Genomic DNA, 24,127 nt, shown 5'->3' with positions numbered 1-24,127 from the left:
GTTCTCCGTTAGCGCGCGCGCAGGCGTGGGTCGAGGGCTGCGTTGAGAATGTCGGCCAGCAGCGTCAACACGATATAGAACAGCGCAATGATCAGTACGATGGCCTGAACGACCGGATAGTCATTGCGTGAAATAGCATTCCACGCCAACTGCCCCAGTCCGCGTAGTGAAAACACGGTTTCGATAACCACTGACCCGCCGAGCATAAACCCGAGCTCCACGGCGGCCAGCGCGACCACCGGGATCACCGCATTGCGCAAGGCGTGTTTGAAGATAACCGTGCCGGTGCGCAGCCCTTTGGCCCGTGCGGTGCGAATGTAATCGGCCTCTAGCACCTCCAGCATGCCGCTGCGGGTCAGGCGCATCATGGCGGGGGTGGCGTAATAGCCCAGTGCAACGGCCGGTAGCACAAAGCCTTGCCAGCTATCGCTACCTGCGGCTGGAAACCACTGCAGCTTGACGGCAAACACGATGATCAGCGTTAAGCCAAACCAGAAGTTGGGCATTGCCTGGCCGGTGACCGCAATCGCCATGGCCATACGGTCTATCCAGCTGCCACGTTTGAGCGCGGCGACCACACCGAGGGGAATAGACACGCCCAGCGCAATCGCCAAGGCCAAGATTCCTAGGGTCATCGTCACCGGTAGTCGCTCAACGACTAGATCCATTACCTCGCTTTGGTAGTAATATGAACGCCCAAAGTCGAGCTGCACGGCTCCCCACAGCCAAGTGGTAAATTGCTGAATCACCGGGCGGTCCAGGCCGTAATCAACGCGGATTTGTTCTACCTGCTCGGCGGTGGCCTCGGGGCCGCCAATGGAGAGCGCCAAGTCACCCGAGAGCTGCAGCAGACTAAAGCAGAGAACCGAAATAGTCAGAGCGACGCTAAGCGCTATTAGCGTGCGCTTGAAAACAAATGCCCACATAAAGCATCACCCCTTCGCTATAGAAGGCTAGCCGTGGGAAGAGCCACGGCTGCCGATAGTTCAAATATCACGCCGTTACTTCCAGCTTGCCTCGTAAAAGCGCGGTAGTTCGTCGGGGTAAGCAGTGAACTCAAGATCAGCGGTGTGGGCGTAGTAGGTGGAGTAGGAAAACAGCGGTGCCCAGTACGCTTGCTCGGAAATGCGGGCGAACGCTTTTTGGTAGTGCTCTAAGCGTACATCAGGATCTACCGAGGTATCGGCGACCTGCAGCCACTCCTGCACCTGGGTGTCCTGCCAGAGATCGTCAATGCCGCCTGTGAAGTAGACGCTGACGAACGCCGAGACATCGTTAATAGAGAAGGAGCCCCAGGCTTTGAACGACATATCGGTTTGACCGTTGCGCTGAAGCTCCAGCAACGCGGGGGAGGTCATAAAGCGCAGATTGGCATTGATGCCCACTGCACGCAGGTCGCCAATCATCGCTTCGGCGTAGTCACGTTCACGGTAGGCGTGAAGGTCAATGTCGAAGCCGTCGGCGTAACCGGCCTCGGCGAGTAGTTCGCGGGCTTTGTCAGGGTCGTACTCATACTCAATAACGTCTTGTGTTTCACAGCCAAACTGAGTCGGGAAGCAGGGGGCGTAGAGGGGCTGGCTGCCGCCGCGTACTAGGTCGTTAGCGAGCCCTTCCCGGTTCATCGCATGATTGATGGCTTGGCGTACGCGAAGGTCATTTAGCGGTGAATCTTCCCGTGTTGCGGCATCCAGCCCGATATAACCCACCCGCATGGTTTCGCCGCCAAGCACGCTAAGCTGAGGCATACCGCTTAACGACTCAGCTTGATCAGCAGGTACACGCCAAATCCAATCGACTTGCCCTGACATTAATTGCGCCATACGTGAGTCCGCATCGGCAATGGCCTTGAACTCGATATTACCGATCTCGGGTTGTCCAATGGGGCTGTCGGCAAAGTAGTCATCAAAGCGAGTTAGGCTAACGCCATCCCCAGGGCGGACGTTGGTAATCCGGTAAGGGCCGGTGCCTACGGGCTCACGACTAAATCCCTCGATACCCACTTCCTGGAAGTACTCATCGGGGTAAATTGGCATTGGGCCGGAAAGGTACTCAAGGGCTGCGGGGAAAGGCTCTTTGAGGTGGATGCGCACCTGATAGTCATCCAGTTTCTCGACGCTTTCAATCCAATCAACATTTTGGCGTGTCACCACCCGTGATTCGGGGGACACCGCGTAGTTGAAAGTGAATGCCACATCGTCGGCATTGAAGGTCTCGCCGTTGTGAAAGGTCACTCCTTCGCGCAGCACAAGGTCCAGGGTTTTATCATCGGCCCACTCCCACTCGGTGGCCAGGCGCGGCTCATACTCGTTGGTTTGCGGGTTGCGGTAAATCAGCGTGTCCCACGCTAGGTGGGCGAGGATAACGCCTTCACGCAGATTGTTATGGTAGGGGCTAACGTTCTCGGGTTCGCTGTCAGACGCATAGACCAGCGTATCGTTGGCCTTGCCAGCTAATGCGGGTGTCGCGATGCTGAGTAAAGCAAGTGACGTAACGCAGTAGAGAGTTCTAGGTGTTTGCATGCCATACCTCGTTTTTTAATAAAGGAAGGTTATGAGCGTTTGGCGTACCAGCGAGGCTTTTATTTTTTTAGATGAGCCGCCGCCTTGAGTTAAAACTAATCTATTGATTAGTCATGCCGCCAGTGCAATGTTTAGAATTTATCATTGCCGTTTTGGCAATGCTTATGGCTCAGGGAGACGTTATGAATCCACGCGTGTTACAAGAAACGGCGTTACGCTACTTTCTCGAGGTGGTGCGCTGTGGCTCTATCAGTGAAGCCTCAGGGAAGCTAAATGTGGCGCCTTCAGCCATCAGTCGTCAGATTGCCCGGTTGGAGAGTGAGCTGGATACCTTGCTGTTTGAACGCCGTGCCCGCGGTATGGTGCCCAGCGCCGCAGGCGAGCTGCTGGCGGTGCATGCTCGCCATATGCAGCTTGAAGCAGACCGCATTGGTAGCGAAATAATGGCGTTGCGTGGGTTACAGCGGGGTAAGGTACGTTTGGCTAGTTCGGAAGGCTTTGCCGTGGATTTTTTACCCGCGGCAATCGCGGCTTTTCGCAAGCGTTACAGCGGTATACATTTCCACCTGATGGTGGGGGCGCCCGCCCAAGCGACTCGGTATGTCAGGGAAGGCGATGCAGATATCGGCATTACTTTTAGCCTCAAGCCTGAGGCGGATATTACCGTTGCCCTTAGGCAGCCCGCGCCCATTATGGCGCTGGTTTCTCCGCACCATGAGCTTGCCGTTAAAAAACATATCTCGCTGGCGCAGCTTCAGCGCTATCCGCTGGCGTTACCCTCGCCAGACACGACCCTGCGCCAGCTATTTGATATCTGCTGTAGCCGTCAAAACTTGGCGTTTGAATCCATTTTTAGCAGCGATTACACCGAGGCTTTGATTAACTTCGCCATGCTCGGGGGCGGTGTGGCGCTGGCGGGGGAAATCTCGGTGCGCTACCGCATTCAACAGCAGCGTGTGGTCGCGATTCCTATTCGAGACCAGGGCATGGACTCCCGCTTTATCGAAGTCCAGACCCTTGCCAAGCGAACATTACCGACTGCGACGCAGGCGTTTTTAGCGTTTCTCAAAGAACACATCCCAACGGGGCAATTGCCGCTTTCGCCTAACCCGCTAATGCCCACTGCCGATCACATACCTTCGCAATCAGCGCCGGAGCGTGGCTGAGCAACATCACTGCGCGGGCTGATTCCCGCGCCAACTCGATCTGTCATTCAGCCCACTCCATCTGATCAATGCGGTAACTGCGCTCTAGCGGATCGATGCTAAAGCCTTCAACCTCATCGCTAACGGCGGCTGTTTGCTGATACCAAACCACCGGAATCAGCGGCATCTGTTKATGTAACCGCTCCGCTACTAACGGTGCCAAGTCGTTGAGTTCCTGCTCACCGGTGGATTGACGCAGGGTGTCCAGCCACTCAGCCACCTCGTCATCGCGCCAATTCATGGTGCCCCAGTCACCGCCCATGTTGTCTGGATCGCTGCCCAGGTCATCGAGTAACGTAACGAGTGGATTGGGCACCAGGCCGTAATTTCGGCCCATTAACCCCACCTCTAAACTGCCCTCATGGTGGCTGGAAGCGATCGCGTTGGCATGGCCTACGGTAATTCCAAGCTCAACCCCCAGTTCGTGCCACTGTCTCTGGAGTGCAGTCGCCACCAGCGGTAGCTCGGGGCGGTCAGCTAAGGTGAGCAGGGTCAGCTTAAACGGCTGACCATTGCGCGCCAGCAGGCCATCTTCCCTTCGCTTCCAGCCCAGTTCGACCAGTAGCGCTTGCGCTTTTTCAATATCGTGGCCGCTGGAAGGGTCAACGCCAATATGCCAAGCGCCTAGGCTCGCGGGGAATAATTCTGCCGCCGCTGCCTCTGGCATGCGCAGCAATTCGGTGGCAATGTCTGCCCGATCAATAGCCAAGCTAAGGGCTTGGCGGGCGCGTTTATCCTCAAGGAACGGATGGCCTGCATTGAGCTTGAGCATAAGGGTGCGTGGCAGTGGCTCGCTGTATATGGAGAGGTTGGCGTTGCGTTTTAGGCGCGCTTGGCTGGCGAGGTCGAGGGTGAAAACGATATCCGCATCGCCGCTTTCCGCCATCAGCGCGCGGGTTTCACCACGGCTCACCGCTAAATAGCTAGCGGCTTCTATGTCAGGGGCTCCGCCCCAGTAATCGTCAAAGCGAGTCACTGTCATACACTGAGGAGGGCTCAACTCTTCGACCTGATAGGGCCCGCTGCCGATCATCTGAATGACGTCGCCATTCTCGGCATAGGCGGCTTCGGCGAGAATCAGCGTTGTCGAGTGCGCCAATAGCGCGGGTAGGGGCGCAAAAGCGCTTTCCAGCCTGATGACGACGTCATCACCATCGGCTTCGACGCTAGCAATAGGCGCTGTATCCAGTATGCCGGGTTTGGCAATGGCAGCCTCTAAACTGTTGACGACAGCATCGGCATTCACCGGCGTGCCATTATGAAAGCGGGCGCTTTGGCGCAGTGTAAAGCGCCACTCAAGGCCATCGTCTGATACCGCCCAGGCACTGGCTAGACTAGGTGCAAGCTGGCCGAGGTTGTCGGTGGTCACCAAGTTTTCCGCCACCTGCATGCGGCTAAACACATATCCCGATGTGGATGGATCCGCGCTTTTAACCTCCCAGGGGGCAACGATATCAAGGCTGCGTTCTGCCGCCCAGGTGTTGAAAGTGGCTAGAATGATCAGCCACGCCGCAGAAGAGCATTTCATAAGAGAATCCTTATTAATAATTAAAGTTACCTTATAACACTGCCCTGTTGGTGAGAAGGCTTGATGAGAAGCATTATTGTATTGCGTGGGTGACATCTCATAACCAAGCCGCGACAATAGCGCCCTGTTTTGATACTCGCTACGGCTACTAGTCATTATTACCCAGGAGCGTTATGACGCCACTCAACCTCCTTTACCAGGATGAGCACCTCGTCGCGGTGCACAAGCCGTCAGGGCTTTTGGTGCATCGCTCGGCGTTGGCGCGTGGCGAAACCGAGTTTCTACTTCAGCGCCTGCGCGACCAGATCGGCAAGCGGGTCTATCCTGTTCATCGGCTGGATCGACCCACATCCGGCGTGATGGTGTTTGCCCTCTCTTCAACAGTAGCAGGCCTACTCAGCGACGCCTTTAGCGAGCGTCAGGTGGAGAAGCGCTACTTGGCGGTGGTACGCGGTAAAGCGCCGGAGAGTGAGCGTTTGGACTACCCGCTGCGGGAAGAGGATGGCACGCGACCCAAGGCGGAAATGCCCGCTATGCCAGCGATGACGGATATTCGCCGTCTGGATAGCGTCGAGCTTCCAGTGCAGGTCGACCGCTACCCGGTGGCGCGTTATTCGCTGGTCGAAGCGCGCCCACTGACCGGACGGCGCCATCAAATTCGTCGCCATCTTTCACGGCGGGGTTATCCGATTATTGGCGATGCCAAGCACGGTAAAAGTGTCCACAACCGCTTTTTTGCCGAACAGCTGGGGGCGCCACGATTATTGCTGGCGGCCACCTATTTGGCCTTTAACCATCCGCTGCTCGACAAGCGGGTACAATTAAGCTGTGCCTTGGATGACACCATGGTCGCGCTGTTTAATCACCTTGGCTGGGCGGGGCATCTACCGCTGGATAGTCTGCGCACGCCACCCCACGCCAAGCCTTCAGCCCTTCAAGTGCTATGAGTGAGTCTGCAATGTCCTCAACTGTGTCATCGAACGAGCCACCTCCTGTCGCTGCAGGCTCAGCTTCTACAGMCCATGACTTACGCTTTGGTGGGATTCGCCGCCTCTACGGTCAACGTGCCTTTGATGCATTTCGCCACGCTCACGTGGTAGTGGTGGGTGTTGGCGGGGTGGGGAGCTGGACGGTTGAGGCACTGGCGCGTTCGGGCATTGGCAAACTGACGCTGATTGATCTTGATGACGTGTGCGTTTCCAACGTTAACCGCCAGCTCCACGCCTTGGATGGCACGATTGGTCAGCCCAAGGTGGAGGTGCTTGCTGAGCGCTGCCGTTTGATTGCCCCGGAAATCGAGGTTGTAGCCGACACTGCCTTTGTGACACCCACCAACCTGGCCGAGCGGATTCCCGACGATGCCGACCACGTGGTGGATGCCATCGACAGCGTGATTGCCAAGGCTGCCCTGATCGCCTGGTGCAAGCGACGCAAAATACCGATTACCGTGACCGGTGCTGCGGGCGGGCAAACCGACCCGACGCGTATTCAAGTGGCGGATCTCACCCGTACCGAGCACGACCCGCTGCTATCCAAAGTGCGCTCGCGGCTGCGTCGGGATTACGGCTTCTCTCGCAATCCCAAACGGCGCTTCTCTGTGGAGTGCGTCTACTCTGACGAACAGTTGGTGTACCCCGGCGCCGACGGTGAAGTCTGCCTGCAAAAGCCCGGCAGCGGCGACGCCACCCGGTTGGACTGCGCTTCGGGCTTTGGTGCCGCTACCTTTTTGACCGGCACTTTTGGCTTTGTGGCCGCCTCCAAAGTGCTGGAACGCCTGGCCAAAAAAGCCAACCAGCCAGCTGTCGCAAACGCCACCCAAGAGGAGAGCTCATGACCACCCCCGTTCCCGGTATTTACCGCCACTACAAAGGCAGCCTCTACGAAGTGCTTGGCACTGCCCAACACAGCGAAAGCGAAGAGCCGCTGGTGGTGTATCGTGCCCTCTACGGCGACTACGGCCTCTGGGTGCGCCCGCTTGAGATGTTCACTGAAAGCGTAAACAAAGAAGGCCACACTCAGCCCCGCTTTGCGCTGGAGAAGGCGTTTTAGATCTTCACTACTTAGATCTTCACTTAGCTAGTCATCACTTAGCAGGCAGTGTTTATGACCTCATCATCACCCCAGCAAACGCTGAAAGACGTATTCGGTTTTGACGACTTTCGCGGCGGCCAGCAGGCGGTGGTGTCACGAGTGTTGGAGGGGCACTCCACGGCGGCAATTTTTGCCACCGGCGCGGGCAAGTCACTTTGCTACCAGCTTCCGGCGCTGCATCTTCCCCATCTCACCCTGGTGGTATCGCCACTGCTGGCGTTGATGCAGGATCAACTGGCGTTTCTAACGCGCCATGGCGTGGCGGCGGCCAGTATTGATTCCACTCAAGACCGCGAAACGACTCGAGATGTCATGGAGCGCGCCAAAAGTGGTGAGCTGAAAATCCTGATGGTGTCGGTGGAGCGACTTAAGAACGAGCGCTTTCGCCATTTTCTGCGCCAGGTGCAGATATCGCTACTGGTGGTCGACGAAGCACACTGCCTTTCTGAATGGGGGCATAACTTCCGACCCGATTATTTGAAGCTACCGGACTACCAGCGCGAGTTCGCCATCCCCCAGGTGCTGCTACTAACCGCCACGGCAACGCCGACGGTGATTGCTGATATGGGCGAGAAGTTTGCCATTGCCCACGATAACGTTATCACCACCGGCTTTTACCGCCCCAATCTTGAGCTGCTGGTGGCACCCGCCATGGAGGATCGCCAGCAGCAGTTGATTAACTGGCTGAAGCCGCAGATGCAGCCGGGCAGCGAAGCGCCGACGATTATTTACGTCACCCTGCAGCAAACCGCCGAGCAGGTGGCGAAGGCGTTGGCGGCCCAAGGGATTGCCGCCCAGGCCTACCACGCGGGGCTGGATTCCCAGCGCCGAGATGAGATTCAGCGCCAGTTTATGGGCGGTGAGTCGCCCTGCATTGTGGCCACCATTGCGTTTGGCATGGGCATCGATAAGGGCGATATTCGCAACGTGGTGCATTTTGACCTGCCCAAATCCATCGAGAACTATAGCCAGGAAGTCGGCCGGGCGGGGCGTGATGGCCTGCCTTCTACCTGCCTGACCATGGCCGGGCGCGATGGCCTGCGGGTGCTGGAAAACTTTGTTTACGGCGATACCCCTGAATACGCGGGTATCTACTGCCTGTTGGAAGAGATTGCTGCGGCAGGCTGCGCGTCAGGCAATGKGGCAGATCCGCAGTGGGAAGTGCTGCTTAATACACTTTCCCGGGATACCAATATCCGCCCGCTGCCGCTGAAAACACTGTTGGTGCGGCTGGAGATGCACGGCATTATCGCCCCGCGCTTTGCGTTTTTAGCCGAGTATCGGCTGCGCTATCACATCGAAGCGGAGGCGCTGGTGGGCCGTTTTAAAGGCGAGCGGGCGGCCTTTGTACGTCTGCTGGTCGACAATATCCCTATTGCCCGCACCTGGGGAACGGTGGATTTTGACCGCTTACATCATGCCGGGCAGGCCCAGCAGATTGATGCCTCCCGCTCTCGCGTGATTACGGCCCTTGAGTACTTTCAGGACAAAGGCTGGCTGACCCTGGAAGGCAAGCGGATGACCGACGTTTACGAGGTCTGCCAGCCGAATTTTGCCATTGAGATGCTGGCGAGGCAGCTTTTTGAAGATTGCCTGAACCGGGAGCGTATTGAGATCGAACGGCTCCAGGCCATGCTGGCACTGTTTGAATCGGAGAGCTGCCTGACGCGGTGGCTGGCCGAGCMCTTTGGCGATAGCMCTTTTGATGCGCCATCCGACACCGAGCAGGGCCGCTGCGGCCACTGTTCGGTGTGTTACGGGCACCCCGTTAGGCTACCGGAAGCGCCGCCACTACCCACGCTATCGGATAACGACTTCACGCGCTTTGCCGCTCCGTTTATACAGCGCCACACCGAACAACTGGGCCAGCCGCCAAATGCCCAGCGGCTGGCGCACTTTCTGTGCGGTTTAACCATGCCGGTCTTTACGCCGCTCAAAGCGCGTAGCATTAGCGGCTTCGCGGTTTTCGAGCAGCGCGGCTACCCCGACGTGCGTCAGTGGACAGAGGCGATGCTGTCGCTAGGCAGTTAAGGTAATACCGCTGAGCTTAGCTGTAAGTGCAACAGCTCAGCGGCACTCCTGCCTGCTACGGCCCCCAGCACCACAGCGCTGAGCAGCCCGTTACCGGAAAGGTATCCGCTGTCGTTGGAGCCGGAAACCCCGCGAGCAGCACCGCCTGCGGCGAACAGGTTGGGCAGCGCCTGGCCTTGGGTGTTGAGCACCCGGGCCGTGCGATTCACTTCTAACCCCCCCTGAGTGTGAAACAACGCACCGGTTACGCGAATAGCGTAATAGGGCGGTTTGAGTAGGTTGGCGGGTTCAAAACGGCGGCCAAAGGTATCCGTCGTTTKTTGCTCGGCATGCTGCTGCATTTCCGCGAAGGTGGCCTGCAGTGTGGTTAGTGGCAGACCCAAGCCAGTTGCCATCTCTTCAATACTGGCAAAGCTGCGCACTGCGCCGCTCTCCTGGGCATTGCGGTAATCCTCAAAGGCCTGTGCGGATTCATGAATGCGGGCGTCATAAAGGTTCCAGGCCACCTGATCAGGTTGCGCCAGCACCTTGGCCGCCTGTTCGGAGTAGCCGCCGTGCTCGTTGGAGAAGCGCTCGCCGTTTAGGTTGACCTGAATGCCGCCCTGCATTATCAGTGCCCAGCTAATCAGAATCTGGTGGGGCGTAGCGAGTGACCCATGCCCCTGGCAGGCACCTAAATCTTTGGTGCTGGCGCCCATGGCCTGCCCCCAAAGCAGCGCGTCGCCTTGGTTGCCTTCATGGCCGTAATACAAGGCGTTTTTTAGCGTCGGCAGATAGCGCTCCACCAGTTCCACGTTACCGCCATAACCGTTGCAGGCCAAGATCAGCGCGTCGCAACCAATGCTTTCGCGGCTGCCATCTGGGCGTTCGAGAGTAATGCCCCGCACTCGCTGTGTGGCATCAACGTACAAATCGACTACCCGTGCCTGGGTCAAAATATCGATGCCCGCCGACTCGGCAGCGTTAAGCAGCGCACCCATCAGCTCTTCCCCGGTGCGTCGAGGCGTGGCGTGCATGCGCAGGTGGCGGTGGCCGGGGTAGAGGAAGCCTTCTACCAGCTCAAAGGGCACATGGTGTTGATCCGCTAGCCACTCGATGGTTTGGCCGGATTGGTTGGCGAGTAACTCAACAATCGCCGGGTCTGCCTCAAAGCCATTTTTCTTCTGGATATCCTCTGCCATGACTTCGGCGGAATCCGTGACGCCAAGTTCATGCTGAAAGCGCGTATTAGCAGCAGGAATAAAACCCGACGACATCGCCGTGCTGCCGCGGGGTAGCGCGTCGCGCTCCAGCACCGCCAGCTCCACACCCGCCTCTTGGGCAGCCAGTGCGGCGACCAAGCCACAGGCCCCTGCGCCAATAATCAGTAACGGCAGATGGGCATCAAAGCTGTCGTTGTTATAGGGAAGTATCGCCATTACGCCTGCTCCGCTGCATGATGAAACGCATCAAGAATCTCGCCCGCCGGGGCCTGCCATACTTCTGGGTGCCCGCTGATATGGGCCAGCACCTCTTCCAGGCAGGCAATCCGGTGAGGCTGGCCGACCAACCAGGGGTGAAGGTTCAAGGCAAGCAGTCGCCCGCCCTGCTCGCGGGACTCTGCCAACAGGAAGTCGAAAGCGTCTTTCACCTGAGTCACCCAGGAATCCTCCGAGTGCAGGTTCTGGCCGATCACAAACTGGTCCTCGATCTCGGTGGCCAGTGGCATCATCATCAAGGGGCCTGATTGGCTATGAAAAGCGTAGGGCATATCGTCGTTGACCCAGTCGGCACAGTATTCGATGCCGTTTTCTGCCAGCAGGTCGGGAGTGTTGAAGCTCTGGTGCTTGGCGGGGCTTAGCCAGCCGCGAACGGGTTGGCCGGTCACGCGTCGCAGGGTTTCCACGGAGCGTTTGACCAGCTCGGCCTCTTCTTTAATCGGCTGGCCGCCGTAGTGCAGATGATCCATATTCCAGCCATGGGCGATAAATTCACCGCCGTACTCTTTTAAGCGCTGCACCAGATAGGGCGTCTGCTCCGCCAACTGTGCGTTGATTGCAAAGGTGGGGGTAATGTTGTGCGCCGCCAGCGCTTTGAGCACGCGATAAATGCCCACGCGGTTGCCATAATCCCGCAGCGTGAAGTGACGCAAATCTGGATAAGGCATGGTCATGCCGTTGGGGACTTTAAACGGCTTGCCGCGCTGGTTGAGCGGGTAGAATTGCAGCGAAATATTGATCCACACCGCCAGGGTTTTACCCTCAGGCCAGGTGACCGGCGCGCGCTCACTCAGCATCGACCATTCATAGCGCTCATGGTCGTAGCCGTGGCGACGGTGAGGGTAGTCGAGATAGTCGTCATTAAGCGCCATAGCGTTACCCCTGTTTACTGGCGGCCTGGGCCGCGATGCTGTCGAGGGCGGCATCGTAATAGTTGGCCAAGTAGTAGTCGGCAATCTCGCGGCCGGTGGCGACCCACACATCCGGGTGGCCGGTGATGTACTCAAGCGCTTCTTCGAATGCCTTAATACGGTGCGGGCAGCTCACTTGGTAGTTGTGCGTGGGAATGCACATCACCGTGCCGGACTCTTCGCCCTCGGCATACAGCCGGTCAAAATGGCGCTTGAGCATGGTGGTGTACTGGCGCGGCTCTACTTTATTTACCGCGTAGACGATGGTGTCGTTCATCTCCAGCGAGTAGGGCATGGAGATAAACCGCTTACCGGAGCGAACGCTGACCGGCGTTGGCTGGTCGTCGTGGAACAGATCGCAGGTGTAAAGCCCGCCTTTGTCGCCGAAAAGCTCTTCGCCCACTTCTGCAAACAGATCCAGGGTGCGCTCTGAGTGAGAGAGTGCCGGGGCTAGATAGCCAGCGCAGGCCTGGCCAGTATGACGGTGTATGGTTTTCATACTGTCGCGGATCATCGCCCGCTCTTGGTCTTCGCTAAGGCCGTAGGTGTAGCGGGTGTTGTAAATGCCGTGGCTGAAAAACTCCCAGTCACGCTCGCGGCACATCTTAATGATCTCGGGGTGGTGCTCGCACAGCGCCACCGAAAGCGACACCGAGCCGCGAATGCCGTACTTATCCAGCAGGGCCATCTGGCGCTGGTGGCCAACCCGGTTACCGTAGTCGCGAATGCTGTAGCCGGGCACCGAAGGGTGCGGATGCGGCCAAGGGTTACGCTGCGGGTTCAGCGGCGGGTCGAGTTCGTAATACTCGATATTGGGTGCGACCCAGAAGGCCACCTTGGCGCCTCCTGGCCACTCGATTTTAGGGCGTTGGTCGTAGGCCCAGTAGTCGTAAACGCCTAGTGACTCTTTCATAACCGGCTCCTTTGAAACTTGGCAGGCCTTAGGCGTTGCCATTCAGCCATTCGAGTACATTGGCAACCGGCAGAACGTCGGCATACTTGAGATGCAGGTCGGTCAGGTTGGCGTAGTGGTAGCTTTCGTGTTTATCCGCTACGCACTCCATGGGCACGATGGTGCGGTAGCCCCGGGACAGGCTCTCCACGGCGGTAGCACGAATGCAGCCAGAGGTTGAGCCGCCGGTAATGATCACCGTATCGACCTGATGCCACACTAAAAGCGATTGCAGCGGGGTTTCAAAAAACGCCGAGGGCATGCGCTTGGTGTAGATCACATCTCGGCTGTGATCGATTTCACAGCGTTCGTCGAACTCGGCGCGCTCAGAGCCATACTTAATGTTTTGCAGCGAATCAGGCGTATCGGTGCGCGTACCCCAAACCCCCGCATCTTCTGCGGAGTCTAGAAATGCCACATGGGTCCAGACTACCGGCCAGCCTTTCTCCCGAAAACCGCGGGCCAGTTGGTTGGTGTACTCCAACTGTTTAGGGTCGGTTTCGTAAGCGGTGTTAAAGAGATCGGTACGGGTATAGGCCTTTTGCGGATCGACATTCACCAGCACCGCTTTGTTGCCAAAACCAAATGGCACCCGCTGGGGGTTGGCCATAACATCGTTAAAAATCTCTTTCGCCGTTTTGTCGGTGGTCTGCATCGTCGTCTCCTGTGTTTTGTTGGTTGGCGCTGATGTGTGCTGAGTCGTTAGCGATTGTCGTATTGCTGACCAAGCTCCAGCATCGCATCGGTACCTAGGTAGTCGTTGAGCTGTTTGAAATCGAGCATCTGGTCTCGGAAGGCATCGGTGGTGCCATCCTGTTTTAGCGTGGCAAAGAAACGGCTGGCCATATGGGTAATCGCCCGCACCAGCGCACCGGGGAAAATCACCAGCGAGAAGCCAAGGTCTTCCAGGGCCTGGGCGTTCTGCAGCGGTGTGTCGCCGCCTTCGACCATATTGGCCATGATCGGCACCTTGCCTTTGAACTGGGTCATGATCTTGCTGATATCGTCGTCGCTACGAATGCCTTCGATAAACAGCATATCCACGCCGGCTTCGTAATAGGCCTGGGCACGTTCGATGGCACTGTCGGTGCCTTCCACGCCAAGTGCATCGGTGCGGCCAATAATCAGCGTGCTATCGCTCGCCCGGGCATCCAATGCAGCATGCAATTTGCCGACCATTTCGCTTTTGGAGACCAGCGTTTTACCGCGCAGGTGGCCGCAGCGTTTGGGGTAGGTTTGGTCTTCAAGCTGAATCGCGTTGGCGCCTGCGCGCTCTAGCAAGCGCACGCTACGCATCACGTTCATGGCGTTGCCAAAACCGGTGTCGCAATCCACCACCACCGAAAGATGCGTGCGTTCGCGAATATGCGACATTGCGGTGCAAATTTCGGTAATGCTGAGCAGGCCAATATCGGGGCGGCCTAGCTGGGTATAGGCTAGGCTGGCCCCGGAAAGGTAGACGGTATCAAAGCCCGCCTGCTCGGCAAGAGACGCGCCTAGGGCGTCAAACACGCCGGGGGCGACCACGATGGATGCGTCTTGCAACTGCTGTTTAAGTTGGGCGGGCTGGTGTGAAGATTGTGGTGACAACATTGTTTGGCGTGTCATAGCAGTCTCGTCATTGTTTGAGTAAGCGCCAAGTCATTCCAGACATCCTGGCGGGTAATTAGGCCTTCGGTTAGTTCAAATCGATCAATAAAGCGCACCCCCGTTGACGTCGTGCCATCCAGCCACTTCACCGTCAGTTCGCCATGGCAAATCACGACGCAGTGGGTCGCATAGTCGCATTGATCAACGGCGTGAAAGGTTTTGCTAACGCTGCGATAGCGATTTCGCGCCCACTCCACGACCTCACTTAGCCGCTGCATTGACGGGGCGCCAGGAAATTGCATAACGACATCGTCTGCGAGATAGCGCTCGGCGTTGACTAGGTCGCGGGCTTCCATAGCGCTTAGGAAAGCGCGCACCTGCTCGGTGCCATTGATTTCTCCGCTACGACTTTCCGCGTTAAACATTGGCGATTCTCGTGTCTCTCGTTGCTTATCTGAAGCCCTCATCTGAAACCCAGTTGTCAGCGATACTTAACCGTGCTGGTTCTGTAATAATGGCTTTCAAGTGTCAGCGATTGTGTTATCAGTTGACTATTGATATGTATTATATGTAATACATTTTTATGTCTATTATTATCCCTACGTCAAGCCTGACATGACATTTTTGAACAATATCCTGAAGAGAGGCGTGGATGAGCGAGGCACAACCCTCTGCGGTGGGCGGCACCAAATCACACCGTATCTACCTGCTGTTGAAAGACGCTATTTTGAGTGGTCGGCTGCCCGCGGGCAGTAAATTGGCAGGCGAGAACAAGCTGGCGGAGCAGCATGGCGTATCGCGGGTAACCGTCCGACGTGCCATGGAGGCGCTGCAGGCGACTGGATTGGTAGAGCGTAAGGCAGGCGTGGGTACGTTGGTGCTGGAACAGCCGTTGGACGCTACGGTGATGACTGCAAGCGTGTCCAACCTGATGCCTAACATGGTCAAAATGAGCCAGGCTTCTCAAGTGCGGCTGCTGGAATTTGCCTATGTGCTGCCGCCGGACATGATCCGCGAGCAGTTGGGTATGGCCCAGGGGGGCAAGGTTCAGCGCTCGGTGCGGGTGCGTATGGTCGACGATAAGCCGTTTTCATACCTGGTGACCCACGTACCTGAATCGATCGCCCTGCACTACAACGAGATGGATTTAGCCAATACGCCGCTGTTTGTGCTGTTGGAGCGCAGCGGTGTGAAAGTCGACCACGCTTCCCAGTCGATTTCCGCTACCTTGGCCAGCCATGAGGTGGCCGAGGCGCTGAATGTCGCTGTGGGTTCGCCGCTGATTTCACTCACCCGCGTGGTGTTTGATGAGCAGGGGCGTGGCGTGGAGCACTTGGATGCGCTTTACCGTCCGGATCGTTATCGCTTCCAGATTGACCTAGAGCGCAACGGCGACGATAACTCACGCTATTGGGAGCCAAAAGTGGGTGGAATGCCCACCAGCAGCAAGGCTGAGTGATAGGATGAGATTGTTTTTTAATGTATTAAATTTAATACAGATAAAAAATTACAAAAAATACATTTGACCTGTGTTGTGAAACTGCGCTAGTTGTATTGGGGTGGTGACGATAAGACCAACGAAGGCTGAGGCAACGAGCGACGACAATGAGTACCCCTACAACGCTATTTGACAAAGTTTGGCGCGCCCACGAGGTTCACCGCAGTGAAAGTGGTCAGAGCCTGCTGTGGATTGACCGTCACTTTGTTCACGAAGGCTCCTTTCATGCGTTCAATAAGCTGGGTGAGCGCCAACTGCCCGTTGCTCGGCCCGATTTAACCTTCGGCATTGCTGACCACTACGTACCGACGCTAGCCCGCGATTTAGCCGGCGTTGCCGATCCCAAGGTGCGTTTGATGATTGAACAGCTGTCGCAAAATACCCACCAACATGGGGTGACGCTGTTTGGCTTGGATGACCCACGCCAGGGCATTGTGCATGTGCTAGGCCCCGAGCAGGGGCTTACCCAGCCGGGCATGGTGATGGTGTGCGGCGATAGCCACACCGCCACCCATGGCGCCTTTGGCAGCATTGCCTTTGGTATTGGTGCCTCGGAAGTGGCCCACGTACTGGCCACCCAAACCCTGTGGCAAAGCAAACCCAAGGTGATGCGGATTACCGTCGAGGGTCAACTCGCCGAGGGCATCACGGCTAAAGATATTGCGCTGACCTGGATTGCGCGCCTGGGCGCCGACGGTGCTCGCGGCTATGCCATTGAGTACGCTGGCGAGGCGATCCGCTCGCTCTCCATGGAAGCGCGGCTTACGCTGTGTAATCTCTCCATTGAGGGCGGCGGTCGCTGCGGCATGATTGCCCCAGACCAAACCACCTTCGACTATCTGCGCGAGCGCCCCTGGAGCCCTAAAGGGAAGGCTTTCGACCAAGCCTGCGCTTACTGGTCCACGCTCTACAGCGACCCAGGCGCCAGCTTTGATCTTGAGGTGACGCTGCACGCCGATGAGATTGCGCCGACAGTGACCTGGGGTGTCTCGCCGGAAGAAGCGTTGCCGATCGACCAGGCGGTGCCTGATCCTGATCAATTGAGCGATCCGGCGAAAGCGCGCCAAGCCCGGGATAGCTTGTCCTATATGGGGCTAACGGCGGGGCAAAAGCTCACCGATATCACCATTGACCGGGTGTTTATTGGCTCCTGCACCAACGCCCGCATTGAAGATTTGCGCGCCGCTGCGGCTGTCCTGGCAGGCCACAAAAGCCGCGTGCCCGGCATGGTCTCGCCAGGCTCAACCCTGGTGAAAACCCAGGCCGAAGCCGAAGGGTTAGACCGTATCTTTATTGATGCCGGGCTTGAGTGGCGCCACTCCGGTTGCTCCATGTGCGTGGGTATGAACGGTGATTTAGTCGCCAGCGGTGAGCGCTGTGCGTCCACCACCAACCGCAACTTTAAAGGCCGCCAGGGACCAGGGGCGCGCACCCATTTGATGTCGCCTGCGATGGTGGCTGCCGCGGCGGTCAATGGGCGGTTAGCCGATGTACGTTCTTTACCTGCTGGCAGTGATTCATTCTTCCAGACTTCAGGAGCGCACTAATGCAACCCATTACCGTACTAGACACTCTCGGCGTTGCCCTTGCTGCAGCTAACGTGGACACCGACCAGCTAATTCCTGCGCGCTTTATGAAAGAGCCACGCAGTGTGGGCTACGGTCAATTTCTACTTTACGACGTTCGTCACGATGAGCAGGGCACGCCGGATACAAATTTTATTCTTCATCGCCCCAGRGCAGCAGATGCCGAAGTGATGGTTAGCCGCCGTAACTTTGGCGCTGGTTCCTCACGGGAAGCAGCCGTCTATGCGCTAGTCGATTACGGCTTTCGCTGCGTAGTGGCACCGAGCTTCGGCGATATTTTTGCCTCTAACGCCGTCAATAACGGCTTACTACCTGCTGTTGTTGAAGAGGATGACGTCGAGCGCCTGCTGGCAGCCCTTGGCGATTCACCAGCCGCAATTTACGTTGATTTGGAGCAGCAGTTAATTCGTGTTGCCGAAGTAGAGGTTAGCTTTTCTATTAGCCCCGTATGGCGTACCAAACTGCTCAACGGCTGGGATGATATCGATATGACTCGCCAGCATGCTGACACTATTACCTGTTTTGCAGATATGTACGCCAAGCAGTTTCCCTGGACGGCGGCGCAGTCTCCAGAATCCACCATTATCAGTAAAGGGTAGCGGCACCTAGTGTTACTCAAATAGTAGATCACCATAAAAACAGCACGCACGCTTGCATCAATGGTTCAAAAACACCCAATAACGTAATTCCCTTTGTGCAGGAGACTAACCGATGAAAAAAGTAACGCTAACGATGGGCGTGTTGACAGCCCTGGCATCTACTCAGGCGCTGGCGCTGGATGAAATCACCGCCGTGCATGCGTTTCCTCCCTCGCTGATCTATACCCAGAGCTTTTTAGAGTTCGTCGATAAGGTCAACGAGCGCGGTGAAGGTGTGGTGCAAATTAACGTGCGCGGCGGCCCTGAAGTGATTGGTCTTTCCGAACAGCCCGACGCAGTGCGCAACGGCGTGGTCGATATGGCCTACACCGCCGCGAGCTTCTACGCGGGCACCGTGCCAGAGCGCGATGCCATGGTTGCCTCGAACACCAACGCTATTTTCGCCCGTGAAAATGGCGGCATCGATCTGCTGAATGAAATTCATCAGGAGAAAATGGGCACCTACTACTTGGGCTGGTTCGACAGTGGGGTCAGCTACAACTTCTACACCATTGATGAGCCCACCATTGATGACGAAGGTAATCTAAACGTTTCGGGCCTACGCTTACGCAGTAACCCGGTGTATGACGCCTTCTTCCAGGACTACCTGGGCGCGCAGCCAATCAGCCTGCCGACCACCGATGTTTATGCGGCCCTGGAGCGAGGCGTAGTGAACGCGACCGGCTGGACGCAGATTGGCCTGAAAGACCTCAACTGGGATCGTTTCCTTAACTACCGGGTTGACCCTGCCTTCTTCTCTACCGATATGGGGGTGATCGTTAACCTGGATAAGTGGAACCAGCTCAGCGAAGAGTCGCAGCAAATTCTTCAGGAAGTCGCCATTGAGCATGAGCGCGACAGCGCCGAACAACTGGCTGAATTAGCCAAAGAACAGCAAGCCGAGCTTGAGGCTGATGGCATGCAGGTCATCACCCTGGAAGGCGAAGCAGCACAGCGCTTCTCAGACGCTGCCCGGGATGCCACCTGGGAGCGTATGCGCGGCCAGATGGAGCGCCACCCCATGGGGCTTGAGCATTACGATACGCTGATCGAAAAATTCAACGATCTATAGAAACGTAGGGGCGCCGAGCGATTGAGCGCCCTATTTGTGTGGCTTATTTTCTAGGGTTTTTTATGCGCTACGCACAACGCGGCTATCTGCTGCTGCTCAACGGCATGGCACTGCTGGCCGCCATCATGCTGGTCTGGCTGATGGTGGCCGTGGTGCTTTCGGTGGTGATTCGTAACTTAGGCCTTCAGCCTTCTGCGTGGTTTTTCCTCTCCACCGAATACGCCATGTTCTACCTCACCTTACTCGGAGCTCCCTGGCTGGTGCGCCAAAAAGGGCATGTGCATATCGAGCTGCTGACCTCGGTGTTGCCACCTGCAGCGCTGAATATCCTCAGCCGTGGGGTGTCGCTGCTCTGTGTCGTGGTGTGCGGTGTGCTGGCGTGGAAGGGGCTTGATCTGGTGCTGCTCAATATTGAGCGCACTGACTATGACGTACGGGCTTTCTTTGTGCCGAAATGGATACTAACCATCGTCTTCCCCATCAGCTTTTCCCTGATGGCGATCGAATTTGGCCGCTTTGTGGTGGGCCATGAAATTCTTCACAGCGGCGAAGCGGGGATTAAAGAATAATGGAATGGTACTTTGCGCTCGCTTTCCTGCTCTCGCTGATTCTCCTGTTCATGGCCATTGGTACCCCCATTGCTTTAGCGTTTTTGGCCGCCAACGTGATTGGCGCCTGGCACTTTATGGGGGGCCAAACCGGCATTTTACAGATGCTCAACAACGGTTTCGGCGCACTCTCCAGCTTTAACTTGGTGCCCATTCCGCTGTTCCTGTTGATGGGCGAACTGTTTTTCCGTACCGGGCTGGGCATGAAAATGTTCAACGCTGTGGATCAGCTAATGGGCAAGGTGCCGGGGCGTTTATCTTACGTCACAGTGGTGGGTGGTACGGCGTTCTCAACGCTGAGTGGCTCCTCCATGGGCTCTACGGCATTAATGGGTTCGTTACTGGTGCCGGAAATGGAGCGGCGGGGCTATAAAAAGAAAATGGCGATTGGCCCGATTCTGGGCACTGGCGGCCTGGCGATTATCATTCCGCCCTCCGCGCTGGCAGTGCTGTTAGCAACCTTGGCGAAAGTGGATATTGGCGCACTGCTTATCGCCGGTATTCTGCCGGGGCTAACGCTGGCGGGGTTCTATATCGCGACCATCTTTATTCAAACCAAGCTGGATCCTTTGGCCGCCCCGAATTATGAGCTTGAGCCGGTGCCGCTGAGCGCGAAGCTCAAACTGATCGTGACCGATATTCTACCCATGCTCAGTGTGATGGTGATTATCGTCACACTAATGCTGATTGGGTTTGCCACGCCGTCAGAGGCTGCAGCCTTTGGTGCGCTAGGCGTGATTATCCTGGCGTTTATTTTCCGCTGCATGACCTGGGAGGCGTTTAAGCTTTCGGTCACCGGGGCCCTGAAAGTCACGCTGATGGCCTACCTGATCGTGTTTGGCTCGGCTACCTTCAGTCAGTTGCTCGGCTTCTCTGGCGCTTCGGGTGGCTTGATCGGCTGGGCGACCAGTTTTGATCTGTCGCCGATTCTGATGCTCCTGGCGATGTTTGCGGTGCTACTGGTGCTGGGCACCTTTATGGAGCAGATCTCTATCATGATGCTGACCGTGCCAATCTTTTTCCCACTCGCCCAGGCGCTGGGGTTTGATTTGGTGTGGTTCGGTATCGTTGTTCTGCTTGCGCTTGAAATCAGTTTCTCAACGCCGCCCTTGGGTCTGTTGTTGTTTGTCATGAAAGGGGTCGCTCCGGCAGGTACTACCATGCGTGAAATATACTCGGCAGCGATTCCCTACATTCTCTGTTCGATGCTGCTGGTCGCGGTGCTGATCGTGTTTCCGGGCCTCGCGACTTGGTTGCCCAGTATGCTGCAATAGAGCTTTTAGCAAGAAAAAGTGCAGGCAATAAAAAAGAGAGAGGCTGCGGCCTCTCTCTTTGCATTTAAGCGTTATTAGCTCTTACTTATTCCCAGGACGGGAATGGATCGGGCAGKTTCTTCCACGCGTTCATGCCTTCCAGTAGTTCCGCTTCGCTTAGCAGGCAGCCATCCAGCGCTTCACGCATTTTAGCTTGATCCAGGTTCTGGCCGATAAAGACCAGTTCCTGGCGCATATCACCGAACGGCTCCTGCCACTTCTCCATAATAAACTGACGCGTTTCTGGATCCGTTGGCCAGCGCTCTTCGGGAATTGTCTTCCAGAACACGCCTGCCGGGCCGTGGTGGGCGATGCCGCCTGCCTGACTCCACTGACCAGCGGCTTGAGGGCGAGTGGCGAGCCAGAAAAAGCCCTTCGAGCGTAATAAGCCTTTTCCGAACCACTCCTGGTTGAGCAAGTCGTGGAATTTCTGCGGATGGAAGGGACGACGGGCATGATAAGCAAAGCTGGCAATCCCGTACTCTTCGGTTTCTGGTACATGCTCACCGCGCATCTCTTTTAGCCAGCCTGGCGCTTGCTGGGCGCGCTCAAAGTTGAACTTGCCGGTATCCAGCACTTTGTCTAGCGGCACGCCGCCTTGAGTGATCGGTACCAGCTCCGCGTCGGGGTTCAGCGAGTGTAGAATCGCCTTCAGCGCTGCTAACTCTTTCTCACTGATCAGGTCAGTCTTGCTGATCAACAGCACATCGCAAAACTCGATTTGATCAACCAGCAGGTCGGCGACGTTGCGCTCGTCGTCTTCGCCTAAMCTTTCGCCCGCTTCAGCGAGGCTTTGCGCTTCGCGGTACTGTTCAAGAAAGTTGGCGCCATCGACGACGGTGACCAGCGTATCCAGCCGCGCTACGTGGGAAAGGCTCTGGCCGCTTTCATCTTCAAAGGTGAAGGTTTCCGCCACGGGCAGCGGCTCTGAAATCCCGGTGGACTCAATGACCAGGTAATCGAACTTGCCCTCTCGAGCCAACTGGCTGACTTCTACTAGCAAGTCTTCGCGCAGGGTGCAGCAGATGCAGCCGTTGCTCATCTCTACTAAACGCTCTTCAGAGCGGTTCAGAGCAACATCGCCATCCAACGTCGACTCGCCAGGGCCACCCCGCACCAGCGCACCGTCAATATTCACCTCGCTCATATCGTTAACGATCACCGCCACCCGGCGACCTTCGCGATTGGCAAGAATATGATTGAGCACGGTGGTTTTACCAGCACCCAGAAAACCCGAGAGCACCGTCACGGGGAGGGGAGAAAATGCGGCCATTGCTAGGTCACCTCTAAATGGGTTTATGTTATGTGATAATATAACAATAAAGAGGCGTTAAGAGAAAGCCCCGTTTAGAGGGGCAACACGTCTGCTTATATCTGTTAAGGAGCGTCAGCGCTTATATTGCGTTGGGCAGTAACCGCGTAACACATCGGGTGAACGCAATGCAGTATGTTTGGTGGCGCGGCCAGTGACGCGCTTGCGCCATAGGCGAAAGGAAGCCGGTTTTAGCTGATCACGCATCACTTCAATCACATCGGGTTCGGCAAGGCCATAGAGCGTTTCGATGGCTTCAAACGGTGTGCGGTCTTCCCAGGCCATTTCGATAACGCGCGACTGTTCGTCGTCGGGTAACCGGCGAAAGCGCTTAACGGGGGCTTTTGGCATCTTTCACCTCGTTTAATTGGGTTAGGCGGTGTGCGCTGTAGCGTTGTTTAACATACCAGCGCAGCGCATCAATCACGATAAAAACCGCAAGGCTGACGCCCAATACTGGCAGCGCCACGCCCAGCGCAATAGCGACAAACAGTATGCTTAGTTTGGCCGTGGTAGGCAGCATTAGCCAGGGCTCAGCCACCGTGGGAAAGCGCTGACCACTTAGCGCGCGCAGTCGCCGCCATGCCATCAAATAGCCCCATACTATCAATGTCACAAGCCCCGCAGCGATCGTTGCCAGCATGACTTGATTAACGATGCCAAACAGCACCCCCATATGCAGATCAATCCCCCAGCGGGTGAGTTTGGCTGCCAAAGGAAACGTGTTGAAGTCGGTTTGATCGGTCACTGCCATGCTATGCGGGTCCAGCGCTACTTGGTCTACTTGGGTAGGCCACTGGCGATCAATTTCGGCTACCCTCCATGCCTGTTGAGGGCCACTCGGGGGCGTTAGCTGCAGTCGTGCAGCGCTGATGCCCGCCTGACGCGCAGCACTCAGCGCCCGATCAAAGTCGTCTGACGTGATGGCTGTGGACACCATTGCCATGTGGCCGCGATGTTCTGCATGTTCATCGTGTGGTTGTGTATCGGTATCGATCAGCGCTGTTGAGGCGCTTGGCGTACTCCAGCCCCATGCATGCCGTAGCTCGGCAATATTGCTGCCCGCCCACTGTGACCAAGTAAGCCCTGTGGCGGAAAAGAACAGGAGCCCGAGCGATAAGACCCATCCAAGCGTTGCGTGGCGTCGGCGGGCTGTATGAGGCCTTGAACGCGCTTTTAGCGTGCGGCGTTGCCAAACCCACAGTATTACGCCACCCAGCGCGGCAACCCAGAGCCATGAGGCAGCCAGTTCACTATACAGACGGCCCATATCGCCCATTAATAGCTGGCGGTGAAAGTGATCGATCATGGTGCGCAGCGGCAAGATGCCGCTGGTGCCGTATACCGTTGTATCACCGGTCACTGCCAGGGAAATGGGGTCAACGAATACAGCACGGTGTTCCGAGGGCCCTAAGCCTGGCTCGCTAAACATCAGTCGTGTGGTGTCGCCTAGCGCCGGAGCTGGACGTACCGCACTGGGTAAGGTTGGGGCGCCTAGATAACGCTGCCCAGCAGCGATCTGTTCGGCAAGCGGTTGAGGCTCACCCTGAGTAATGCCATATAGGGTGTCATGGTAGAACCACTCTTCAAGTGGTGGGCTCAGCAAGTAAGCAATGCCGGATAATGCCGCGATAAGAATAAAAGGACCGATAAAGAGGCCAATATATAAGTGTAGGCGGCTAATTAGGGCAAAAAGCAGTTTACCAGTGCGGGTAGGAAAGCGGGCTGTCATTGGCTTGAATCCGAGTGGTATCGGTAAAATAGTCAGACAGCTTAGGTAGTTTACTTAGCGATC

At 56.7% G+C, this 24,127-nt stretch carries 23 protein-coding genes; 11 read left to right on the top strand and 12 right to left on the bottom strand.

The window, feature by feature from the left end; genetic code table 11:
* Positions 1-8 precede the first annotated feature (8 nt).
* Both HALO_RS19935 and HALO_RS19930 read right to left on the bottom strand, forming a co-directional pair.
* Positions 9-926 carry an ABC transporter permease gene (locus HALO_RS19935; RefSeq protein ID WP_009288365.1) on the bottom strand — a complete coding sequence of 306 codons (918 nt, stop codon included), beginning with the start codon at positions 924-926 and terminating at the stop codon, positions 9-11.
* A gap of 75 nt (positions 927-1,001) precedes the next feature.
* The gene (locus HALO_RS19930; protein WP_035576604.1) at positions 1,002-2,519 is read right to left on the bottom strand and encodes an ABC transporter substrate-binding protein; all 1,518 of its coding nucleotides are present in this window, start codon (positions 2,517-2,519) and stop codon (positions 1,002-1,004) included.
* Positions 2,520-2,701: 182 nt separating this feature from the next.
* On the opposite strand from HALO_RS19930, the gene HALO_RS19925 reads away from it, so the two are divergent.
* Entirely contained in the window at positions 2,702-3,685 is a 984-nt protein-coding gene (locus HALO_RS19925; protein ID WP_050713928.1) for a LysR family transcriptional regulator, read from the top strand.
* A gap of 43 nt (positions 3,686-3,728) precedes the next feature.
* On the opposite strand, the gene HALO_RS19920 is transcribed toward HALO_RS19925, so the two are convergent.
* Positions 3,729-5,252, bottom strand: coding sequence for an ABC transporter substrate-binding protein (locus tag HALO_RS19920; protein ID WP_050713927.1), 1,524 nt, complete (start codon positions 5,250-5,252; stop codon positions 3,729-3,731).
* A 173-nt stretch (positions 5,253-5,425) separates the two neighbouring features.
* Here HALO_RS19920 and HALO_RS19915 point away from each other — a divergent pair, with 173 nt between their 5' ends.
* The 4 genes from HALO_RS19915 to HALO_RS19900 are packed head-to-tail and all read left to right on the top strand — an operon-like array spanning position 5,426 to position 9,374.
* Positions 5,426-6,199 carry a pseudouridine synthase gene (locus HALO_RS19915; protein WP_035576606.1) on the top strand — a complete coding sequence of 258 codons (774 nt, stop codon included), beginning with the start codon at positions 5,426-5,428 and terminating at the stop codon, positions 6,197-6,199.
* 11 nt (positions 6,200-6,210) lie between these two features.
* Positions 6,211-7,086: a tRNA cyclic N6-threonylcarbamoyladenosine(37) synthase TcdA gene (gene tcdA / locus HALO_RS19910; protein ID WP_050713926.1), complete on the top strand. Its 876-nt coding sequence runs from the start codon at positions 6,211-6,213 to the stop codon at positions 7,084-7,086.
* Positions 7,083-7,301, top strand: a complete 219-nt coding sequence (locus HALO_RS19905) for a DUF1653 domain-containing protein (protein ID WP_035576608.1) — start codon at positions 7,083-7,085, stop codon at positions 7,299-7,301. Before tcdA ends, HALO_RS19905 begins: the two co-directional genes overlap by 4 nt.
* Before the next feature lie 54 nt (positions 7,302-7,355).
* A complete protein-coding gene (locus HALO_RS19900; RefSeq protein WP_050713925.1) occupies positions 7,356-9,374 on the top strand; it encodes a RecQ family ATP-dependent DNA helicase in 2,019 nt (672 codons plus the stop codon).
* Here HALO_RS19900 and HALO_RS19895 read toward each other — a convergent pair.
* From HALO_RS19895 to HALO_RS19870, 6 genes are read right to left on the bottom strand one after another with little or no spacing between them, the layout of a single operon-like run.
* Positions 9,371-10,792 (bottom strand): FAD-dependent oxidoreductase, encoded by a 1,422-nt coding sequence (locus HALO_RS19895; RefSeq protein ID WP_050713924.1) that lies wholly within the window; start codon positions 10,790-10,792, stop codon positions 9,371-9,373. The genes HALO_RS19900 and HALO_RS19895 overlap by 4 nt on opposite strands.
* Positions 10,792-11,724 (bottom strand): polysaccharide deacetylase family protein, encoded by a 933-nt coding sequence (locus HALO_RS19890; RefSeq protein ID WP_035576611.1) that lies wholly within the window; start codon positions 11,722-11,724, stop codon positions 10,792-10,794. Before HALO_RS19890 ends, HALO_RS19895 begins: the two co-directional genes overlap by 1 nt.
* Positions 11,725-11,728: 4 nt before the next feature.
* Entirely contained in the window at positions 11,729-12,676 is a 948-nt protein-coding gene (locus HALO_RS19885; RefSeq protein WP_035576612.1) for a polysaccharide deacetylase family protein, read from the bottom strand.
* 28 nt (positions 12,677-12,704) lie between these two features.
* Positions 12,705-13,370 carry an isochorismatase family protein gene (locus HALO_RS19880; RefSeq protein ID WP_035576614.1) on the bottom strand — a complete coding sequence of 222 codons (666 nt, stop codon included), beginning with the start codon at positions 13,368-13,370 and terminating at the stop codon, positions 12,705-12,707.
* 47 nt (positions 13,371-13,417) lie between these two features.
* A complete protein-coding gene (locus HALO_RS19875) occupies positions 13,418-14,323 on the bottom strand; it encodes an isocitrate lyase/PEP mutase family protein (protein ID WP_050713923.1) in 906 nt (301 codons plus the stop codon).
* A complete protein-coding gene (locus HALO_RS19870; RefSeq protein WP_035576616.1) occupies positions 14,320-14,730 on the bottom strand; it encodes a nuclear transport factor 2 family protein in 411 nt (136 codons plus the stop codon). Before HALO_RS19870 ends, HALO_RS19875 begins: the two co-directional genes overlap by 4 nt.
* A 227-nt stretch (positions 14,731-14,957) precedes the next feature.
* Between HALO_RS19870 and HALO_RS19865 the strand changes: the two genes are divergently transcribed.
* The 6 genes from HALO_RS19865 to HALO_RS19840 all read left to right on the top strand — a co-directional run bounded on the left by HALO_RS19865 (position 14,958) and on the right by HALO_RS19840 (position 20,981).
* Positions 14,958-15,764, top strand: a complete 807-nt coding sequence (locus HALO_RS19865) for a GntR family transcriptional regulator (protein WP_035576617.1) — start codon at positions 14,958-14,960, stop codon at positions 15,762-15,764.
* Positions 15,765-15,910: 146 nt separating this feature from the next.
* The gene (gene leuC, locus HALO_RS19860; protein ID WP_035576618.1) at positions 15,911-17,350 is read left to right on the top strand and encodes a 3-isopropylmalate dehydratase large subunit; all 1,440 of its coding nucleotides are present in this window, start codon (positions 15,911-15,913) and stop codon (positions 17,348-17,350) included.
* Positions 17,350-17,988, top strand: a complete 639-nt coding sequence (gene leuD / locus HALO_RS19855; protein WP_035576619.1) for a 3-isopropylmalate dehydratase small subunit — start codon at positions 17,350-17,352, stop codon at positions 17,986-17,988. The genes leuC and leuD overlap by 1 nt, the downstream gene beginning before the upstream one ends.
* A 112-nt stretch (positions 17,989-18,100) precedes the next feature.
* Positions 18,101-19,099 (top strand): TRAP transporter substrate-binding protein DctP, encoded by a 999-nt coding sequence (dctP, locus tag HALO_RS19850; RefSeq protein ID WP_035576620.1) that lies wholly within the window; start codon positions 18,101-18,103, stop codon positions 19,097-19,099.
* 62 nt (positions 19,100-19,161) lie between these two features.
* Positions 19,162-19,668, top strand: a complete 507-nt coding sequence (locus HALO_RS19845; protein ID WP_035576621.1) for a TRAP transporter small permease — start codon at positions 19,162-19,164, stop codon at positions 19,666-19,668.
* Positions 19,668-20,981, top strand: coding sequence for a TRAP transporter large permease (locus HALO_RS19840; protein WP_035576622.1), 1,314 nt, complete (start codon positions 19,668-19,670; stop codon positions 20,979-20,981). The genes HALO_RS19845 and HALO_RS19840 overlap by 1 nt, the downstream gene beginning before the upstream one ends.
* Positions 20,982-21,066: 85 nt before the next feature.
* Here HALO_RS19840 and zigA read toward each other — a convergent pair whose 3' ends face one another.
* From zigA to HALO_RS19825, 3 genes are all read right to left on the bottom strand, one after another.
* Complete coding sequence (zigA, locus tag HALO_RS19835) at positions 21,067-22,293, bottom strand: zinc metallochaperone GTPase ZigA (protein WP_050713922.1); 1,227 nt, start codon at positions 22,291-22,293, stop codon at positions 21,067-21,069.
* A 114-nt stretch (positions 22,294-22,407) separates the two neighbouring features.
* Positions 22,408-22,683: a TIGR03643 family protein gene (locus HALO_RS19830; protein WP_035576625.1), complete on the bottom strand. Its 276-nt coding sequence runs from the start codon at positions 22,681-22,683 to the stop codon at positions 22,408-22,410.
* A complete protein-coding gene (locus tag HALO_RS19825) occupies positions 22,664-24,064 on the bottom strand; it encodes a PepSY-associated TM helix domain-containing protein (protein WP_050713921.1) in 1,401 nt (466 codons plus the stop codon). The genes HALO_RS19830 and HALO_RS19825 overlap by 20 nt, the downstream gene beginning before the upstream one ends.
* Positions 24,065-24,127: the final 63 nt, after the last annotated feature.

Source organism: Halomonas sp. R57-5, assembly GCF_900070345.1.
Taxonomy (GTDB): domain Bacteria; phylum Pseudomonadota; class Gammaproteobacteria; order Pseudomonadales; family Halomonadaceae; genus Vreelandella; species Vreelandella ventosae_B.
The sequence above is the reverse complement of the archived record's forward strand: the minus strand, read 5'-3'. Positions and strand labels throughout refer to the sequence as shown.

Excerpts from the sequence above, each read along its gene's own strand:
- HALO_RS19935 (WP_009288365.1), bottom strand. The coding sequence starts at position 926 with ATGTGGGCATTTGTTTTCAAGCGCACGCTAATAGCGCTTAGCGTCGCT.
- HALO_RS19930 (WP_035576604.1), bottom strand. The coding sequence starts at position 2,519 with ATGCAAACACCTAGAACTCTCTACTGCGTTACGTCACTTGCTTTACTC.
- HALO_RS19925 (WP_050713928.1), top strand. The coding sequence starts at position 2,702 with ATGAATCCACGCGTGTTACAAGAAACGGCGTTACGCTACTTTCTCGAG.
- HALO_RS19915 (WP_035576606.1), top strand. The coding sequence starts at position 5,426 with ATGACGCCACTCAACCTCCTTTACCAGGATGAGCACCTCGTCGCGGTG.
- HALO_RS19905 (WP_035576608.1), top strand. The coding sequence starts at position 7,083 with ATGACCACCCCCGTTCCCGGTATTTACCGCCACTACAAAGGCAGCCTC.
- HALO_RS19890 (WP_035576611.1), bottom strand. The coding sequence starts at position 11,724 with ATGGCGCTTAATGACGACTATCTCGACTACCCTCACCGTCGCCACGGC.
- HALO_RS19885 (WP_035576612.1), bottom strand. The coding sequence starts at position 12,676 with ATGAAAGAGTCACTAGGCGTTTACGACTACTGGGCCTACGACCAACGC.
- HALO_RS19880 (WP_035576614.1), bottom strand. The coding sequence starts at position 13,370 with ATGCAGACCACCGACAAAACGGCGAAAGAGATTTTTAACGATGTTATG.
- HALO_RS19875 (WP_050713923.1), bottom strand. The coding sequence starts at position 14,323 with ATGACACGCCAAACAATGTTGTCACCACAATCTTCACACCAGCCCGCC.
- HALO_RS19870 (WP_035576616.1), bottom strand. The coding sequence starts at position 14,730 with ATGTTTAACGCGGAAAGTCGTAGCGGAGAAATCAATGGCACCGAGCAG.
- HALO_RS19865 (WP_035576617.1), top strand. The coding sequence starts at position 14,958 with ATGAGCGAGGCACAACCCTCTGCGGTGGGCGGCACCAAATCACACCGT.
- leuC (WP_035576618.1), top strand. The coding sequence starts at position 15,911 with ATGAGTACCCCTACAACGCTATTTGACAAAGTTTGGCGCGCCCACGAG.
- dctP (WP_035576620.1), top strand. The coding sequence starts at position 18,101 with ATGAAAAAAGTAACGCTAACGATGGGCGTGTTGACAGCCCTGGCATCT.
- HALO_RS19845 (WP_035576621.1), top strand. The coding sequence starts at position 19,162 with ATGCGCTACGCACAACGCGGCTATCTGCTGCTGCTCAACGGCATGGCA.
- HALO_RS19840 (WP_035576622.1), top strand. The coding sequence starts at position 19,668 with ATGGAATGGTACTTTGCGCTCGCTTTCCTGCTCTCGCTGATTCTCCTG.
- HALO_RS19830 (WP_035576625.1), bottom strand. The coding sequence starts at position 22,683 with ATGCCAAAAGCCCCCGTTAAGCGCTTTCGCCGGTTACCCGACGACGAA.
- HALO_RS19825 (WP_050713921.1), bottom strand. The coding sequence starts at position 24,064 with ATGACAGCCCGCTTTCCTACCCGCACTGGTAAACTGCTTTTTGCCCTA.